Below are 16,317 nucleotides of genomic sequence, written 5' to 3'. Positions count from 1 at the left end.
CACCAATAGCGCCGGCCGAGTCGTGGTGTCGTCGAACCGCCGCCTAGCAACCGGGGAATCGCTACGCAGTGACGGGTATCGAAACGCCGAGCGGATGCCCTGTTCGCGCACGCCGCTCGAGATCGTACTCATCTAAGCGCGTCGACGACACGACCCAGACCAATGCGGCATCCGCCAGAATTCGCCAGCTCATAATCTCGCGCACCGACGGCGGGAAAACCTACCTTGCCTGCGCGCTGGCCATCGGCGCTTGCCAGAGCGAACATTCGGTTCTTACTTCCGGATGGACGACCTCGCCCGCCGCCTCGTCATCGCCCGCGGCGACAGCATTGCCCACCAGAAGCTGTTGAACGAGCTCTCCAACATCGATTTGCTCATCATCGATGACTTCCTCACCGTCGGCGTCGACAGCGACGCCGCCAGCGACCTGTTCGCAATCCTCGCGATCCGCGAACACCGGCTGCCGACGATGATCGCCTCGCAGACCGGTCCGGCGCGCTGAGTTGCCGAGCTGCCCGACCGGGTCGCGGCGGACTCGATCGTGAACCGCCTCGCCAACAACGCCCGGATCATCAACCTTGGCCAGATCGATATGCGCCGGCACCGCAACGACCAAGCCCGCGCCCAGGACGGCTACTGGGAGTGATGCTCAGCGGCCCAGGCACGAAGCGCGGGCCGCTACCACCTCGTCAGAACCGTGCTATCACCTGCATGGACCACCTGCATGGACTGGCGCTACCATCAAGCGCTACTCGCAATCCGGCCATCTGTGCGACCCGCCGCAGAGGACCCGAACCGTCGACGCCGGCGTGGCCTTGACCCCGGAGAGTGGACACGGGTTAAGCGGCGAGTTGGATCTCTGCGGCCTGTGACGAGTATTGCATCTCGAAGTCCACTGGGGTGACGTGCCCGATCGAGGAGTGCCGGCGGCGGCGGTTGTAGCGGTCCTCGATCCAGTCCGCGACGCCTTGGATCGCGCGGGCTCGGGTGGGCCAAACCCGGCGGTAGTAGAACTCTTTCGACGACTGCGCCCGCGCTCTGAATTGCCTCAACATTGTGACGCACTTCAAAGGCTGTGGCCTCGAGTGCGGATCTATATATATCGCCACGCGTGTGTGACAGCGTGAGGCCAGCGAAGACCCCTCGGGCGTCTGGGTCCATGATGGGGGTTCGTTCACCGGCGAAGTACGGCAGCATGAGCAGACCGTGGGCGCCTGGTCCGGAAACCGCTGCTTCCCTAACAAGCACGGGGTAGTCCGGCGCTCCAAACAAGTCTCGCAGCAACCCCGTTATTGCGCCCGACGTTGCCATCCCTCCTGCAAGGTTCCGCGTTCCCTTGAAGACGCCGACTGTTCCCCAGAGTCCCGGAACACTGATCCGTTCGCTGAGAGTGCTGATCAGGAACATTGTGGTGCCGTACATGAGCATGAGATCACCAGGCTTCTGGGCGCCGACGCTCACCGCTTCAGTCCAAGCATCAATCGAGCCGGCGATGACGGGGATGCCTCGTGGCAGACCTGTCACCGCCGCCGCCTCTGCCGTCACTGGCCCAACCACGTCGTCCGCCCAAACAAGGTCCGGCAGTTCGAGTTCTGGAGCGATGAGATCCGCCCACGGTTTGTACCATTTGTTTTCCACAGTGTCGTACAACGGCGTGCACTGACTGGCTGACTCATGGTCGAGCACGTAGCTTCCGGTCAGTGCCCTACGTGTCAGGGTGAGTTGAGGCCAGTAGCTCAGAGCAAGTCCGCCGTTTGACGTAGGGCGAGAATCAGGAAGTCCCACTATGTCCAGCCCCTCGTTGATCGCCGTGCGCGACGATAGTTCCATGAACAACAGCAGTCCCGGCCCCCGCGCGGGCGGCCCCACGCCCTGGCGTTCGTTCACCCCGAAGCAGAAACTTGACCACCTCGCCGCCTACGAGGACGCCATCTCCCGCAACGGGGGCGGCGCGTATTTGCGGGAGCAGGGTATCTATTCCTCGCAGATCACGGAGTGGCGAAAACTGCGCGACGCCGGGGTACTGCAGGGCAAGAAACCCGGGGAGAAGATCGGCCGGCTCACGCCCGAACAGGCCGAGATCGCCCGCCTCCGCCGCCAACTGGAGGTGACGGAACGGCGGTTGGAAACGACGGGGGTGGCGTTGGAGATCATGTCAAAAATGCACGAGCTACTCGAAAATCTTTCGAAGAGCTCGCGGGACGAAACACCGCACACGAAACCGTGATGACCACCTACCGCGACCTCACCACCCGCGGTGTACCGACTCGGACGGCCGCCGCCCTGGTCGGGTTACCGCGGGCGACCGCGACCCGGACGGCTCGCACCAGGGTCACCCGGCCGGTATCGGTGCCGGCGCACCGCCTCGACGTCCTCGAACGGGCCCGGATCCTGGCGGTGGTGAACTCGGCCCGGTTCGTGGACTTGCCGCCGATCCAGATCTACGCGCAGCTGCCCGACGAGGGTGTGTATTTGGCGTCGATCTCAACGATCTACCGGGTGTTGGGCGAGAACAAGCAGGTCAGGGAACGCCGCCGATTGGCCCGCCACCCGGCCAGGGCGATCTAGGAACTGGTCGCCACCGGCCCCGGCCAGGTCTATACGTGGGACATCACCAAACTGCCCGCCCGATCAAGGGCAAGTACTTCGACTGCTTCGTGATGATCGATATCTACTCCCGCTATATCGTCGGCGTGAAGGTCCATCCGGCCGAGTCCGCCGTCCTCGCCGCGGAGATGATGAGAGAGACCTTCTCCATCCATGGCACCCCGCAGGTCGTCCACGCCGACCGGGGCACGTCGATGACGAGCAAGACCGTCGCCGCACTGCTCTCGGATCTCGAGGTCACGAAGTCGCACTCCCGACCCCGGGTCAGCAACGACAACCCCTACTCGGAGTCGTGGTTCAAGACGCTCAAGTTCGCCCCGGTGTTCCCTGAACGCTTCGGCAGCCTCGGCGATACCCGACGCTTCATGAATACCTTCGTCGAGGGTTACAACCACAACCACCGGCACACCGGGATCGGGCTCAACACCCCTGCCGACGTCCACTACGGCCTCGCCGCCGGCAAGGCCGCCGAACGGGCCGCGACCCTCGCCGCAGCACGCGCCCGGCACCCCGAGCGCTTCAGCACCAGCTGCGACCCGAAGATCCTCGCCGCCCCCGACGCGGCCTGGATCAACAAGCCCGCCGAAGCTCAAGAAGACGAGCCAAAACTAGCCGCTTGAACTCACGCTGGCCTCATTCACCTTGACAAATTCCGCAGCTGCCATGCCAACCAAGAGGCAGGCATGAAGAACCGTTTTGCCCGCGCAAAAACCTCTGGTTCCAGCCACGGAGTGACGACGAGTGTTGCCTGTGTCGAGGTCAGCGAAGGTGTTTGAATGCCGTTCCCGATCGTCCAACAACGATCGCCACTTCCGAACCAGGGCGAGGTCCTCCCGGACCCAGCGACGGCATCTCCACGACCCGACCTCGTGACCCGGATGCTGCCTTTCCGTCTCGACGGAATCCTGGCTCAGCTCTGCCCGCCCTTCCGCTTGCGGAAGGCGATCATGTTCATGCGGCTGCCGCACCGGGCGCTGCAGAATCGTTTGGACCCGTTGCGGGAGAGATCCAGGATGAGGCCGGCGCAGTCATCCGCCCCACAGATCCGCAGCCGCTGCATCTCATCCATTCGGATGACGTCCGTCAGGGCAAGCGCGGCCTCCACGCGCATCCGTTCACCGAGCGGAGCGTCGGACGTCGTCGCGTGCAGGTGCCAGTCGGACCCGTCGTGCCGGGCGAGATACGGCAGGGCGTGCGCGTCGGCCAGCATCTTATTGACCTGGACCACTGCAGCGTCCCGTTCGAGGCTCCAGACGAGCCGCACCTGATCGCGGGCGCTCAGCACATCCCGCCGCTCGTACTCGTCCCCGTCGATGCGGCCGGAAAAGGGATACCCCGCAAGGAAATCGGCCAGTTGCTCGAGCGTCGCGATCTCGTCGGTGCCGCTTCGGGAGGCCGCCGGGTCGGTATTTCCGAGCTCAGCGGCGAACTCCAGCGCCTCCTCGGTGTCATGGGCAAACTGCATGTTGACTCCTAACAGGACCTGGCGTATCGTTATGGTCATTAACAATTGTAGACCGCAACACTGAACGCTGGAGGAGCAGTCATGGTGAAGATCTCCTCAACGTCAGCCGGCCTGGCAGTAGCGGTCCTCGGGTCCGTCTCGTTCGGCACCTCCGGCGCGTTCATCAAGCCGCTCCTCGAGTCGGGCTGGTCCCCGACCGCGGCCGTGACCGCCCGGGTGGCTATCGGCGGGCTCGTTCTGCTGCCGGTCGCCCTCGTCTCGCTGCGCGGACGCTGGCCCGCCCTGTGGCGGGCGCGTTGGCGGGTGATCGTGATGGCCATCGTCGGCGTCGTCATCACCCAGGTTTTTTACTTCGCCGCGATCCAGACCATTCCCGTCGCCACGGCACTGCTGATTGAACTTCTCGCGCCGCTGCTCTTGGTCGGCGTCGCGTGGGCGACGACCCGGCGCGTCCCGCGCGCCCTGGTTCTGATCGGCTCGGTTTTCGCCGTCGGCGGCCTGCTGCTCGTGATCGGCCCGGGGGCCGTTCGCGCCGTCGACCCGGTCGGCCTGATGTTCGCGTTCTGCGCCATGATCGGCTGCGCGACCTACTTCGTCGTGGCGGCCCGTCCCAGCGACGGGCTATCGCCGGTCGCGTTCGCGGCCTCGGGTCTCGTGCTGGGCGGCCTGGTCCTGGGTCTGCTCGGTGTCGCCGGCCTTCTGCCGCTCACCGCAACGTTCGGCGACCTGCCGCTCGCGGGTGTCGAACTGCCGTGGTGGGTGCCGTTGGGAATCGTAGCGGTGGTCAGCACCGCGATCGCCTATGTCGCCGGCATCACCGCGGCCGAGGCCCTCGGGTCGCGGCTGGCCTCCTTCGTGTCCCTGCTCGAGGTCGTCTTCGCGGCTCTGTTCGCCTGGCTCCTGCTCGGCGAACAGCTCACGCCCCTGCAACTCCTTGGCGGCGCCTTGATCCTGGGCGGTATCGCGGCCGTTCGCGCCGCGGGCTCTACGGACGAATTCCCCGCCACCTCCCTCGAGAAGCTGGAGTCACCAGCGTTCGGAGCACACGTTCTCGAGACCCGCTGATCCGTTCGACGTTCGTCATGCGGCCGACGCCCCTGCCCTATTTTGAAAAACGTCGTCCCCATGCCTGACTCAACGAAGAGCACGCCTATCGGCCAGCGCGATATCCTTGATTACCCGCGCTACGCGGGCCTCGCGACATTCGCCCTGCTTCCGCGGATCGAAGACGTTCCGCAAGCCGACGTGGCAGTCCTGGGCATCCCGTTCGACGCCGGCACCAGTTTTCGGCCCGGTGCGCGCTTCGGTCCGAATCACATTCGCGAAGCATCCCGGCAGCTTCACCCCTATCACCAGACTCACGACGTGTATCCGTTCAGGGTGAACCAGGTCGTTGACGCCGGCGACCTCGGAGTCACCCCATACAGCATTGAGGCGGCGGTCGCCTCGATTGAGAAAGCGGCCAGCGGATACGCAGAGCAAGGGATCCGGCTGGTCACGCTCGGCGGTGACCACACTATCGCTCTCCCCCTACTTCGAGCAGTTGCCAAGAAGAACGGACCACTCGGCGTCATTCACTTCGATGCCCACCTGGACACCTGGGACACATATTTCGGCGCCCCGATTTGGCACGGGTCACCGTTCCGACGTGCCGCCGAGGAAGGCCTCCTGGATTCTCAACGATGCGTCCACGTCGGACTCCGCGGTGGTGTCTACGACAAGACCGAACTTGAAGCCGACGGAGTACTGGGGTTCCAGATCATCCGCGCTGACGACTACGAGACGCACGGCGCGGCAAAAATCGTCGAGCGCATCCGCAATCGAATCGAGGGTGGGCCGGTCTACATCTCCATCGACATCGACGTGCTCGACCCAGCGCATGCGCCGGCCACCGGCACACCGGAAGTCGCCGGACTCACCACCCGGGAGCTGTTCACCACCCTTCGCGGGCTGACCGGCATCGGGATCGTGGGCGCCGACATCGTGGAGGTGGCGCCAGCCTATGACCACGCGGCTTTGACGGGACTAGTGGCGGCTCACACCGCCTGGGAAGTCCTCTCACTCATGGCCTATGACAAGGAGCACTACGGCCTGTAGCGAGTGGGCCGTGGGAGCGTGAGGAAATTTGAAGAAAGATCCCACAAGACGGATTCTGGGCTGTCCGGGTAGCACCCTCCGCAAGCAGTTCGCGTCGCGACCCTTAAGACCCTAATGCCGTTTGCCGCAGCGTGGACCATGAAGGGCGGCACTCAGCAGTTCGATGAGGAGTGTTTTCGCGGACGTTGAGCGGAATTGAATGAGGTTTGGATATGTCAAATTCGGACCCGGGCGGTCTATAAAGGACCCGGTCGTGACACCCCTGTAGTGGGTCGTGCGGGACTGCCTTGGCCATGCGGGCAACAGCCACTCGCGCATGCGCTAGCTTTAGCCTCATGTTGTGGCGGGGATTCCCTCACCGCGAGTCCTCTGAAGAACTGAGAGCACCGTTGACCAAGCTCATCGCTATAGTGCGTCTCGCGGCCGTCACGCTTGGGGTCGTGGCCATCATCGCCACTCTGGCTGACACCGCTACTAGGGCGACGATCAACCCGTTCAACTTCTTCGGGTTCTTCACCATGCAGAGCAACATCATCTGGCTCGTAGTGATGGCAATCACGGGAGTCGGCGTGCTGCGCGGGAAGAAGCAATCAGACCTGCTCCCCCTCACCCGCGGCTGCGCGACGGCATACATGATCCTCGTCGGCGCCATTTACAACGTGCTCTTGGCTGGCCAAGAGGGCGGCGTTGCCCTCGAGTGGGCGAACAACGTCGTTCATATCATCCTCCCGATCTATGCCGTGCTCGACTGGATCCTTTTCGCTGACCGCCCGCCGCTGGCATGGAAGCGCCTTTGGGTTTCGTTGATCTATCCGATGGTTTGGGTGGTTGTCGTACTCATTCGGGGAGCCACCGATGGGTGGGTTCCCTACCCCTTCTTAAATTCTGACACTGGATACGGATCCGTGTTTGCCTACGTGATTGGTATTGCAGTGCTGACCGTCGTCACCGCCGCGGTCGTGTGGGGTCTCAGTCGAATGCAGCGTGTGAAACTTGCGCCCGCCAAGGCAATGGCCTAAACAACGAAGCCGGTCCCCCATCGGCCCAACTGTCATCTCCATAGTTGAGCGCGGGCGTGGGCGAGGCGGTGCGAGTCGGTTCCGGTTTCGATAATCGTGCCGTTGAAGGTGGGTCGGTCGACGATCGCGTCGCAGAGCCTCGGTCAAAGAAGGTCTTCGTCCATCCGGGGAAGGATCCGTTGGATGCGTTCCCGATGCTGTTGCTCTCTTCTCTTTCGGTGAAAGTTGAAGTCGAAGTCCCCCAACAACGTATCCCGCGGGAAGCCAGCGGCCTTTACCCGCCGCACCGAAGAGCGTCGGTCTCGGGCGTCACATTCCGCTACGAGGAGCTCGGCGAGATACCGTTGGGAGTTGAGTGGCTCCTTCTGCCCTGCGGTGGTCGACTCCTCGACCACCGCCCGGATCATGAGGAACCGGAGCCTGCGGCATGCCTGATCTATCGCAGCCGCCGGCGAGTACCGCGGCCGGCAGCATCCGACGGTGGTCGCTGCCCACGAGAATCCGGCAGACGTGAGGGATGACGAGACCGACGAAACCGATGCCGCCGGCAACGGACAGGATGGTCCCGGTCAGAAGTGCCGTGGCCACCAGCAACCCTCCGCGCAGACGCTGCACAGAGACACCGAGCGAGGTCGCGGCTTCATCGCCCATCAGCAAAGCGTTGAGCGCGCGGCCCTGCAGGAGGGCAAGTAGGAGTACGGCGACCAGCACCACCGCCGGGGCGGCGAGCTGATTCATGGTCACTGCCGAGACGCTGCCAAGTAAGAAGAACAACACACTGAACACGTTTTGGGCATCGGTCGTGATGGTGAGGTAACTCGTGACCGCGCTGAACAGCGAGCCCAGAGCCACTCCGGAGAGAATCAGAACTCGAGGCAACCGGAATTGCCACACCGCCTGGTCCTGCAACACCGTGACGGACCCGTCGACCATCCACGGCATCCCGGGCACCAGGTGCCCGACGATAATGCGCAGAGAGTCTGCCGCCGACACCTGCACCGGTCCAGCGCTGCTCGAGACAAGAACGGTCAAAATGAGCAACCCGCCGAGCATCACACAGAGGCCCTGCGACCACAGTCCGCCTTTTCGGCGCAGAACCGTGACAGGTACCGCCTGCGGGGCGAGTAGGGGGCGGGTCATCGGGTCGTAGCGGTCGGCGGCATCATTCCTTAATCATAATGATTCTCAATAAGAAGTACGAACGCATCACCACCCACGGGTCAGCGGGCGAGCCTCGTGAGTTTGGGTCGCACTCGACATTCCTGCGGCTTTCGGGCATGCGTGAACCTCGCCGCCCGGAGAGGGGGCTGGAGTCTGCCCGCCACAGCCGTTCACACTGCACACATCGGCCAATGCATCGCGACCCGCAGAAGAACAGCAAACCGAAATAATGTGTAGTATCAAATGCTTTATTGGGTTTAGTGTATATAATAATGAGCTTAAGGGAGGAGATCTAGTGGTCGAGAAACGAACAACACCCATCCCGGTCCGGCGTGCTCTGCGTGAACTTGGTACAGACGTTCAGACATGGCGCAAACTTCTCGGGTTGACTGCTGCGCAGGTCGCGGACCGTGCCGGTATGAGCCGGGCCACCCTCCACAAGCTTGAATCGGGGCAGGGAGGCGTCAGCCTCGAGACCGCGCTGCGTGTCTTCCGGGCACTGGGAATCATGGACACCGTCGTTGAAAGCGCCGACCCTTATCGCAGCGACATCGGCCGGCGGCGCTCGGAGGAAGTTCTCCCGCAGCGTGTGCGTCAGAGCCTGCCGAAGAAACAGGCCGATGTCTGACGCTGAAGTCTGGGTGCAAATAAGCGATGTCGACGTCCGCGCAGGCACGGTCTACGCGCATCGTCGACGCAACTCAGAGAGCGCCACGTTCACCTACGACATCGATTATCTGGCCAGACCAGACGCGTACTCCCTCGATCCGGGACTGCCGCTCTCATCCGGGTCCTTCAACACTGCGGACGGGCGTCGCCTATTCGGGGTGTTCACGGACTGCGCTCCCGACCGCTGGGGACGCAAACTCATTGAACGATCCGAACGTCACCGTGCTACCCAAGGCGGTGTCGCTGAACGCAGTTTCGGTGAACTGGACTACACGCTCGGTGTTCGCGACGACCTACGTCAAGGCGGAACCATGCCCCTCCCCGGGAGGAGAGCCTGCGGTCCTCGAGGTCGCCGCGAGGATAATCGGCACGCGACTGCCCTTCGACCGGCCGCTCTGGTCAGCGACGCTCGTGACCGAGGCGAAGGCCCATGCCGGGGAGGAGGTCAGGGATACTTCCAGTTCTGGTGCTGGGGATGCCGCCTCGGTGTCGGCTCTCATCATTGTGTTCCACCATGTGCTCGCCGACGGGATCGGTGGACTCGCCGTGCTCGCAAACCTCGTCGACGGGCCGGACCCAGCCGGTTCAACAGCACCCCGTGAGAGGCCCGGCGGAGGGAGTGGCGGCGGGTCCGCTCGCCCGATCTTCCCTCGGCCGGCGCCCTCTTCAGCCGCCCTCGTAGCCGATGCCCGTGCCGAACGCATCCGTTCGCTGCGTCGACTACCCACCGACCTGCGTCGCCTCGCCGGGGCAGCCGCCGTGCTCCGCACCGCAGTGCGCGTGCACGTGAAGCCGAGCTCGCTCAACCGGCACACAGGCACCCGGCGTCGGTTTGCGAGCATCCGCCTGGACCTCGCCCGGGTACACGCAGCGGCCCGCGCCCACGACGCCACCGTAAACGATGTAGTGCTCACGGCCATCGCCGGCGCTCTAAATCGCCTACTTATCTCTCGCGGTGAGGTCCCCGGACAGCCCGCACCTCCCGGCGAATTTGGCACCGGCGGTACCGGCGACCCCGACCGCGGTCCCGGCACCATCGTCATTTCCGTCCCGTTCTCCGCTCGAACCCGCACAAACGCGGGGGACCTGGGAAACCAGAGCGGCGCGGTCCCACTCGCCCTGCCCGGCTCAGGCGACCCGTTCGACCGACTCGCCGTGGTCGCGGGGGTCACCCGCACCGTCAAGACGTCCCCGCCCGGTGCCTCGACAGCGCTGCTCGGCCCGTTCTTCCGGTTGCTCGCCCAGCTCGGCCTGTTCCAGTGGTTCATCGACTGGCAGCGTCTCATTCACACGTTCGCGACCAACCTGCGCGGCCCGCAGACTCCGATCACGCTCTTCGGGTGCCCCGTCACCGACCTCGTGCCCCTCACCGTCCCGACCGGCAATGTCACGATCTCGTTCGCCGTGCTCTCCTACGCGGGCACCCTCCGCGTCACGATTACCGCCGATCCGGAGGCCTGCCCCGACCTCCCGACCCTCCGCCGCGCCCTCACAGCCGAGCTCGATGCCCTCGCCCCGGGCTGACGCAGCGAGCTGGTTCGGTCAGCCCTCACGCCCTGGGAATCCGGCTGGCAAGCACTCTTCGCGGCGGCCTGCGGCCCGCCCCGATCCGTTTGCTTCGCCGATCCTCCGGCTTGCGGGCAGGCAGGCCAAGAGTTGGATCCGGTTCGATCCGTAGGATTACCCTCATGCTCCCAAACGCTGAACTCACAGTGCCGACGGCCCAAGACCTTGAGCTCGTTGAGCTCGCAAGGGAGGTCATCGACGCGAACACGGATGCCGGGGCCGACGAAGATGGTGCACAGACTATGGGCGCGGCAGTTCGAGACGCCGACGGCCGTATGTTCGCTGGGGTGAATCTGTTTCACTTCACCGGCGGTCCGTGCGCCGAGCTGGTTGCACTTGGCGCGGCGCGTGCACAGGGCGGGCGAGAAATCACGACAATCGTCGCTGTTGGCAATCACGGACGCGGTGTTGTCGGCCCATGCGGGCGTGACAGACAGGTCCTTTTCGATTACTACCCAGGCATCAGGGTGCTTCTTCCAACCGCCGAGGGCGTTCGCGTCGCCACCATTGAGACCCTGCTGCCGTTTGCCGCAGCATGGACCATGGAAGGCGGCACTCAACAGTTCGACGGGGAGCGCTTTCGCTGACGTCGAGCGGGATTGAATGAGCTCCTCGTGCGTCCTTGTGTGCCTACCGCGGCGGATCGCGCCGCTGTGCAAGCATTTCGTATGCAGATCACCATGCGGCAGGCCACCTCCACCGATTACTCCTGCCTTTTAGATCTCCACGAGAGCGCGATGGCAGCCTGTGTCTCCCCGCCGATCTTGATAATCAGGCGCGCCGAATCCCCGGCTTGGACGGCCTTCACCGTGAGGGCGTCAAAGACGACCGCCCCGTCTTCGCTGTCTTCACGGACGGAGCCCGCATTATCGGCCAGGTCCCAGCCTCAGCCCGGTCCGGTCCGGTCCGGTCGGGCTCAGTGGACTCATGCCTATCGTTACAATGGGCGTGTCGCTCGGGCGGTCCGTCCGACTGCTGACGTGGTCGGAGGGTCTTGTCCGTTGAACACCGCTTCACTTGTGCTTCGCTTGCCATTCCGTGGTCGGTGGACAGCAGAGAACAGCCCGGCTAACCGTGTTCCCAGCCATGGAACTCATCTGTACGGCACGACATTCGCGATCGACTTCCTCGCCGTAGACGAACTCGGTCATTCAGCGAAACGCGGTTGGCGCTCGGTGTTGGCAACGGAATCCCCGGGGGTCTTTGTCGGATTCGGCGCACCGATCCTGGCACCGGTATCGGGCATTGTCGTTGCCACGATCGACGGCGAGCGTGATCACGAAGCCCGCCGCTCGCAAGTGGCGCTGATTCCGTACGCGCTGTCCCAAGCTCGCCGGGTTCGAGAGGGCGTGCGCTCGATTGCGGGGAATCACGTGGTCATCGCGCTGGAGCCGACCGGGCCTTTCGTGCTCATCGCCCATCTCCAGCGCGGATCGGTGAGGGTGGAGATTGGATCAGTGGTCAAGGTCGGCGAGCCTATTGGAGCATGCGGCAATTCGGGCAATAGCACGCAGCCTCACGTACACGTGCAAGTCACTGACTCAACTATCTGGCCGACGGCGCGCGGCAGGCCAATCGTCTTTGAGCGCCCTCAGGTCGATGGTGGCAACTGGCTTCCGAGGAACGGGGAGACCTTCACCGCCTCCTGAATTGCGCACGGACCCGTTCCCGGTGAGCACGTCATCACGGCCGATAGTGGTGGTCGATGACTAGCGAGCCTGCGCCGCCGTTGCGAACGTCTGCAGTCCGGCGACGCGGAGCACGTCGAGCGTACCGGCATCCGCTGAGCCCGGCTCTGCGGTGTGATGACGAGGCGCAGGTCGCTCCCGGGCACGGTGGGCACGTCGCAATCAAGGGTGATCTTGCCGACGAGAGCCGACGCGATCGTCTTACGCTCGGCGAGGGCGCAGGTGTCGGATTCGAGGCCGCCAGCCGCCTCGTGGCCCTCGGACCCACGGTCTACCTCGCGGCGCAACCCCGAGAAGGGCCGCGGCCGCTCGCCAGCCAGACCGACCGGTCGGTTCTCGGATAGGATGATTGCATGGATCGTCGATCACTCATTCTCACAGCCGCCCGAAACCTCACTCTCGAGCGTGGTGTCGTACCGTCGCTGAACAGCACCGCGAGTGCCGCGGGGGTGTCAAAGGGCGGACTGATCCACCATTTTCCTTCGCGCGCGGCTCTTGTTCAGGGCTTGGCCATCGAGGCGTTGGAGGAGCTCGACGCGGCGATGATTACGGCGTCGATGGACGGCCGGGCGGCGGAAGCCTGGCTCAGGCTTTCCGTGCCGACCGGTGAGGACGTGGCTCTGTTTCGCGCTTTGGCCGTCGCGCACCGGGCGGTCGAGTCTCCGGGTGATGACGTCGCCGCCGCCGCGCAGGAAGCCGTCTCTCGGTGGGAGGCGATGATTCAGAGGGAAACGGGTGACGCAACGCGCGCGAGGGTGATCCGCCTCGTCGGGGACGGGCTCGCCGCCAACGTGATCGCCGGCATAGAGCCTGCCCCCACCCCCGCACAACTCGACACCCTCATCGACGCCCTGATTCCTCGACCCGGAGGCGCGTCACGACAATGAGTGGAGCACTACTGGGCGCCATTGCCGGCCTAGCGGCCCTCGACGCTTTCAACCCGGCAACCATCGTCGCCGTCACACTGATCCTGCTCGCTGCACCCAGCAGGCCCGGACTGACGGCACTGGTGACTATCTTCGGCGCGGCCACAACCGTGTTCCTGGCAGGCGCAGCACTGTTTCTCGGTGCTAGCGCAGCCGCAGGCGCGGTCGGCGGCATCGTGCTCGCGCTGCGCTATGTCGCCTTCGGCGCAGCGGGAGCCGCGCTGGTTATCGCGGGCGTTCGACGCTTCCGAACCCGACCCCGCAAACCCATCGAACTGCCCGCCTGGTTCACCCCGTGGACTGCATTCCCTTTCGGTGCACTCCTCACCGCCGCCGATCTGCCCAACGCATTCCCTTACTTCATCGCTATCGAAAGGCTCATCGACGCCCAAGCCAGCACCGGTGTAGCGCTCCTGGTGCTCGCCGGGTATACCGTCATCTATTGCTTACCCTGCCTGGTGCTTCTGGTCGTCGGACTGCTCTCTCGCCAACGAACCCGTGCGCTTCTGGCCCGCGTCACGAACCGTTTCGGAACCGGTGCCGTCCCTGCGTCACCGGCAGCGGCGATCGCGCTTATGACGCTTGGTCTCTTCGTCGGGACCGTGCCCTTCTGGGCTCTCGGCTAACATCGACCACCCGGCGTCAGGCGCACGGCAATTCGGTAGCTGCACAGCGGGGCACGACCTCCATCAAGAAGGACGGCGAGAGCGGTTGGGGATCGACGTTTTCGTGGTCGCCGCCCAAACCTCCGAATGGGGAACCTGCCCCGCTCACGGTAGCGTCGCCGCACTCGTGCTTCGACGACGCCCAGAGACCTCCGTCGGAATCCCGCGCGAGAACACCAGGGAGAGCAGGGAGATCACGGTCAGAGCGAAGAAGGCCCTGCGGAGTGAGGCGACCTGCGATTCGGTGTAGATGCGGCTGAGCGTTTGCGCTTCAGCGGTCGTCAGACCCGTCTCTGTGGCGATGCCCTCGACGCTCGCGGCTGGCACGATGGCCACTCCTCCCTGCGTCGCCTCGTTCACCGCCGATTGAACCTTGGGTGAGAGGCCACTGCTTGCCACTCCCGACGCAAATGACGTCGACAGTGCCGCGATGAGCACTGACCCGATCAGGGCCGTCCCCAGTGAGGACCCCAGATTCTGGAACACACCCTGCAGCCCGCCGACCTCGCTCGTCTCTTTCTCCGTAACGCTCGACATGTTGACGTTGCCCAGTTGCGACGCGAGCAGGCCCAGGGCCGCCCCTGCGCTGAACATTCCGAGGGCGAAGGCAACGCTCCTGAGGTCCAGCGACACCGACCCGAGCAGAAGGAGGGAACTGAGCACGAGGATGACTTGGCCCAACCGAACAGTACGGCGCGGTGACCACAATCGCGACAGCCGGGTGCCGACGATGGAGAACAGGATAAGGGAGATAGAGAGCGGGAAAACCTTGAGCCCTGTCTGCAGGGCGTCGAGGCCGAGTGTCATCTGCAGGTACACGGGCACCATGAAAAACAGGCCTGCCGTGAACGCATACTGTGCACCGAGCACGCTCAGCCCGCTGCGCAGCTGCGCGATCCGGAACAACGCCACGTTCAGAAGCGGCGGCCTTCCCATTGCCGCGAGATGCTGCTGGCGACGCACAAAGGCGTAGAGAAGGACGCCTCCGACCAAGATCAACCAGGCTGTGAGGGAGATGCCAAGTGGAGCGATGGGCACGCCGCCGATTTCGGGCACCTGCAGGGGAGATATCCATCCCCACGTCTTGCTCTGCAGCATCCCGAACACCACGCACACCAGGCCGGACGCAGAAAGCAACACACTCAGCACGTCCATGCGCAGGTGCTGCCGCGCTGTCGTGTCGGTCACGTAACGGGAGAGCATCACGACACCGACCATGATCAGCACCTCGGCAACGAAGACATAGCGCCAGCTGAAGTATGTTGTGACGAAGCCGCCGATGAGGGGGCCCGCGGCAACCGCTGCCCCTGAGATCGCCCCGATCACGGCGAATGCGGTGATGCGGTCGCTGCCTTCGTAGTTGTCGGCGATAAGCGCCGCGATGGCCGGGATGACGAGCACCGCGCCGAGCCCCTCGATGATCGACCAGCCGAGGAACAGCATCTGGATGTTCGGGCTCAGCGAGGTGATCAGCGACCCGAACGCGTAGACGCAGGAACCGATCACGAAGGCGCGTCGGCGGCCCCACACATCTCCGAGCTTGGCGCCAAGCAGCATCAGCGCGGCCATCGTCAACGTGTAGAAGGTGATGGCTGCCTGCATGGCGGCGACCGTGGTGTCGAGGTCAGAGACGACGGTAGAAATCGACACGTTCATAACTGTGCCATCGAGGACCATCACGAACTGGGCGCAGCCGAGAATCGTGACGACTGACCACTTCTTCATACCCAGCCTCGCCTTCGGTTCACCACTGGGCAGTGTAGGCCGCACCGATTGCGCGCGCCACGAGTCGGCGAGCTCGGGCGAATCGCCCGAGAGGACAATTCATCGCTCGGTGGCGATGCGCGACGACGAGCTCGGTGCCGCGTTCGCGGACGCCTGGAACGCTCTCCCGAAGGTCGTCTTCAGCCGTACTCTCCACAGCGTTTTGCCAACGCCCGGCTCGCCGCGGCGTCAGTGGGTGAGGAGGTCGCTGCGTCGCTGGGGCCGTGTGTCACTCCGGCCCATTCTCGTAACCGATCAGCCACTGGAGTCCATGACGATCGATGACCTGGCCATCCGAAGCCCCCCAAGGCTTTAATGAAAGGTCGTCAATGACCGTTCCGCCGACAGAGAGTTTGTCGAACCACTCACGGAGAACGTCGGGTTCCGCGATGCCCAGCAACGCAAGCCTCACGCCTTCGAGCTGGACGCTGCCCTCGCCTACTGCCGCATCAGATCCCATCAGGACGACGACGCCCTCGAGCAGCCCGTGAGCTATGGCATGTGGCGGTCCGTCGCTGCGACCGAAATCCTCGTAGGTGTGCAGGAGGAGCTCTCCACCGAAAACATCCGCATAGAAGCCGAGTGCTTCACGCGCTGTGCCGGGGAACGTGACATATATCTGTGGCGCCGTCATGCGCACATCATATAGAACGCTCTCCCGATGATATGAGATCCCAGCACTGGTCGGCT

Annotated in this window: 16 protein-coding genes and 4 pseudogenes; 13 read left to right on the top strand and 7 right to left on the bottom strand. The window is 64.2% G+C overall.

Going from position 1 to position 16,317, the window contains the following annotated elements; translation table 11 throughout:
- Positions 1-283 precede the first annotated feature (283 nt).
- Positions 284-502 (top strand): ATP-binding protein, encoded by a 219-nt coding sequence (locus E3O67_RS17370; protein ID WP_241982036.1) that lies wholly within the window; start codon positions 284-286, stop codon positions 500-502.
- 337 nt (positions 503-839) lie between these two features.
- Here the strand turns inward: E3O67_RS17370 and E3O67_RS17365 are convergent, their stop codons facing one another.
- Positions 840-1,055, bottom strand: coding sequence for an IS3 family transposase (locus E3O67_RS17365; RefSeq protein WP_134430429.1), 216 nt, complete (start codon positions 1,053-1,055; stop codon positions 840-842).
- A 10-nt stretch (positions 1,056-1,065) separates the two neighbouring features.
- Positions 1,066-1,830 (bottom strand): annotated as a pseudogene (locus tag E3O67_RS06570) (FGGY-family carbohydrate kinase); the annotation flags it as partial.
- Between E3O67_RS06570 and E3O67_RS06565 the strand changes: the two are divergent.
- Positions 1,829-3,227, top strand: a pseudogene (locus E3O67_RS06565) (IS3 family transposase). The pseudogenes E3O67_RS06570 and E3O67_RS06565 sit on opposite strands and share 2 nt — an antisense overlap.
- A gap of 290 nt (positions 3,228-3,517) precedes the next feature.
- Here the strand turns inward: E3O67_RS06565 and E3O67_RS06560 are convergent.
- Positions 3,518-4,072: a CGNR zinc finger domain-containing protein gene (locus tag E3O67_RS06560; protein ID WP_134430432.1), complete on the bottom strand. Its 555-nt coding sequence runs from the start codon at positions 4,070-4,072 to the stop codon at positions 3,518-3,520.
- A gap of 81 nt (positions 4,073-4,153) precedes the next feature.
- Here E3O67_RS06560 and E3O67_RS06555 point away from each other — a divergent pair, with 81 nt between their 5' ends.
- The 3 genes from E3O67_RS06555 to E3O67_RS06545 all read left to right on the top strand — a co-directional run bounded on the left by E3O67_RS06555 (position 4,154) and on the right by E3O67_RS06545 (position 7,188).
- Positions 4,154-5,137, top strand: coding sequence for a DMT family transporter (locus tag E3O67_RS06555; RefSeq protein ID WP_134430435.1), 984 nt, complete (start codon positions 4,154-4,156; stop codon positions 5,135-5,137).
- Between the two features lie 60 nt (positions 5,138-5,197).
- The gene (gene speB, locus E3O67_RS06550; RefSeq protein WP_134430438.1) at positions 5,198-6,169 is read left to right on the top strand and encodes an agmatinase; all 972 of its coding nucleotides are present in this window, start codon (positions 5,198-5,200) and stop codon (positions 6,167-6,169) included.
- Positions 6,170-6,609: 440 nt separating this feature from the next.
- Entirely contained in the window at positions 6,610-7,188 is a 579-nt protein-coding gene (locus E3O67_RS06545) for a Pr6Pr family membrane protein (RefSeq protein ID WP_241982034.1), read from the top strand.
- A 143-nt stretch (positions 7,189-7,331) separates the two neighbouring features.
- Here E3O67_RS06545 and E3O67_RS17360 read toward each other — a convergent pair whose 3' ends face one another.
- Both E3O67_RS17360 and E3O67_RS06535 read right to left on the bottom strand, forming a co-directional pair.
- The gene (locus E3O67_RS17360) at positions 7,332-7,595 is read right to left on the bottom strand and encodes an ATP-binding protein (RefSeq protein ID WP_370260261.1); all 264 of its coding nucleotides are present in this window, start codon (positions 7,593-7,595) and stop codon (positions 7,332-7,334) included.
- A complete protein-coding gene (locus E3O67_RS06535) occupies positions 7,498-8,328 on the bottom strand; it encodes an iron ABC transporter permease (protein WP_198417187.1) in 831 nt (276 codons plus the stop codon). Before E3O67_RS06535 ends, E3O67_RS17360 begins: the two co-directional genes overlap by 98 nt.
- Positions 8,329-8,644: 316 nt before the next feature.
- On the opposite strand from E3O67_RS06535, the gene E3O67_RS06530 reads away from it, so the two are divergent.
- The 8 genes and pseudogenes from E3O67_RS06530 to E3O67_RS06505 all read left to right on the top strand — a co-directional run bounded on the left by E3O67_RS06530 (position 8,645) and on the right by E3O67_RS06505 (position 13,824).
- The gene (locus E3O67_RS06530) at positions 8,645-8,977 is read left to right on the top strand and encodes a helix-turn-helix transcriptional regulator (RefSeq protein ID WP_241979277.1); all 333 of its coding nucleotides are present in this window, start codon (positions 8,645-8,647) and stop codon (positions 8,975-8,977) included.
- Positions 8,970-9,182, top strand: a pseudogene (locus E3O67_RS17770) (type II toxin-antitoxin system HipA family toxin); the annotation flags it as partial. The gene E3O67_RS06530 and the pseudogene E3O67_RS17770, both read left to right, overlap by 8 nt.
- Positions 9,183-9,219: 37 nt before the next feature.
- The gene (locus E3O67_RS06525; RefSeq protein ID WP_241979278.1) at positions 9,220-10,542 is read left to right on the top strand and encodes a wax ester/triacylglycerol synthase domain-containing protein; all 1,323 of its coding nucleotides are present in this window, start codon (positions 9,220-9,222) and stop codon (positions 10,540-10,542) included.
- Between the two features lie 164 nt (positions 10,543-10,706).
- Positions 10,707-11,171, top strand: coding sequence for a cytidine deaminase (locus tag E3O67_RS06520; RefSeq protein ID WP_174776804.1), 465 nt, complete (start codon positions 10,707-10,709; stop codon positions 11,169-11,171).
- Positions 11,172-11,585: 414 nt separating this feature from the next.
- Entirely contained in the window at positions 11,586-12,233 is a 648-nt protein-coding gene (locus E3O67_RS06515) for a M23 family metallopeptidase (RefSeq protein WP_241979279.1), read from the top strand.
- A gap of 392 nt (positions 12,234-12,625) precedes the next feature.
- Positions 12,626-12,763 (top strand): annotated as a pseudogene (locus tag E3O67_RS17765) (TetR/AcrR family transcriptional regulator); the annotation flags it as partial.
- A 15-nt stretch (positions 12,764-12,778) separates the two neighbouring features.
- Positions 12,779-13,159: a hypothetical protein gene (locus E3O67_RS06510; RefSeq protein WP_241982032.1), complete on the top strand. Its 381-nt coding sequence runs from the start codon at positions 12,779-12,781 to the stop codon at positions 13,157-13,159.
- A complete protein-coding gene (locus tag E3O67_RS06505) occupies positions 13,156-13,824 on the top strand; it encodes a GAP family protein (protein ID WP_134430452.1) in 669 nt (222 codons plus the stop codon). The genes E3O67_RS06510 and E3O67_RS06505 overlap by 4 nt, the downstream gene beginning before the upstream one ends.
- Positions 13,825-13,968: 144 nt before the next feature.
- Here the strand turns inward: E3O67_RS06505 and E3O67_RS06500 are convergent, their stop codons facing one another.
- Together E3O67_RS06500 and E3O67_RS06490 are read right to left on the bottom strand one after the other, a co-directional pair.
- A complete protein-coding gene (locus tag E3O67_RS06500) occupies positions 13,969-15,588 on the bottom strand; it encodes an MFS transporter (protein ID WP_134430455.1) in 1,620 nt (539 codons plus the stop codon).
- A 268-nt stretch (positions 15,589-15,856) separates the two neighbouring features.
- The gene (locus E3O67_RS06490; RefSeq protein WP_134430458.1) at positions 15,857-16,261 is read right to left on the bottom strand and encodes a VOC family protein; all 405 of its coding nucleotides are present in this window, start codon (positions 16,259-16,261) and stop codon (positions 15,857-15,859) included.
- Positions 16,262-16,317: the final 56 nt, after the last annotated feature.

This window comes from Cryobacterium sp. TMT3-29-2, assembly GCF_004564305.1.
Lineage (GTDB): Bacteria > Actinomycetota > Actinomycetes > Actinomycetales > Microbacteriaceae > Cryobacterium > Cryobacterium sinapicolor.
Note: the sequence above shows the minus strand (reverse complement) of the source record. Positions and strands in the feature narration are given on the sequence as shown.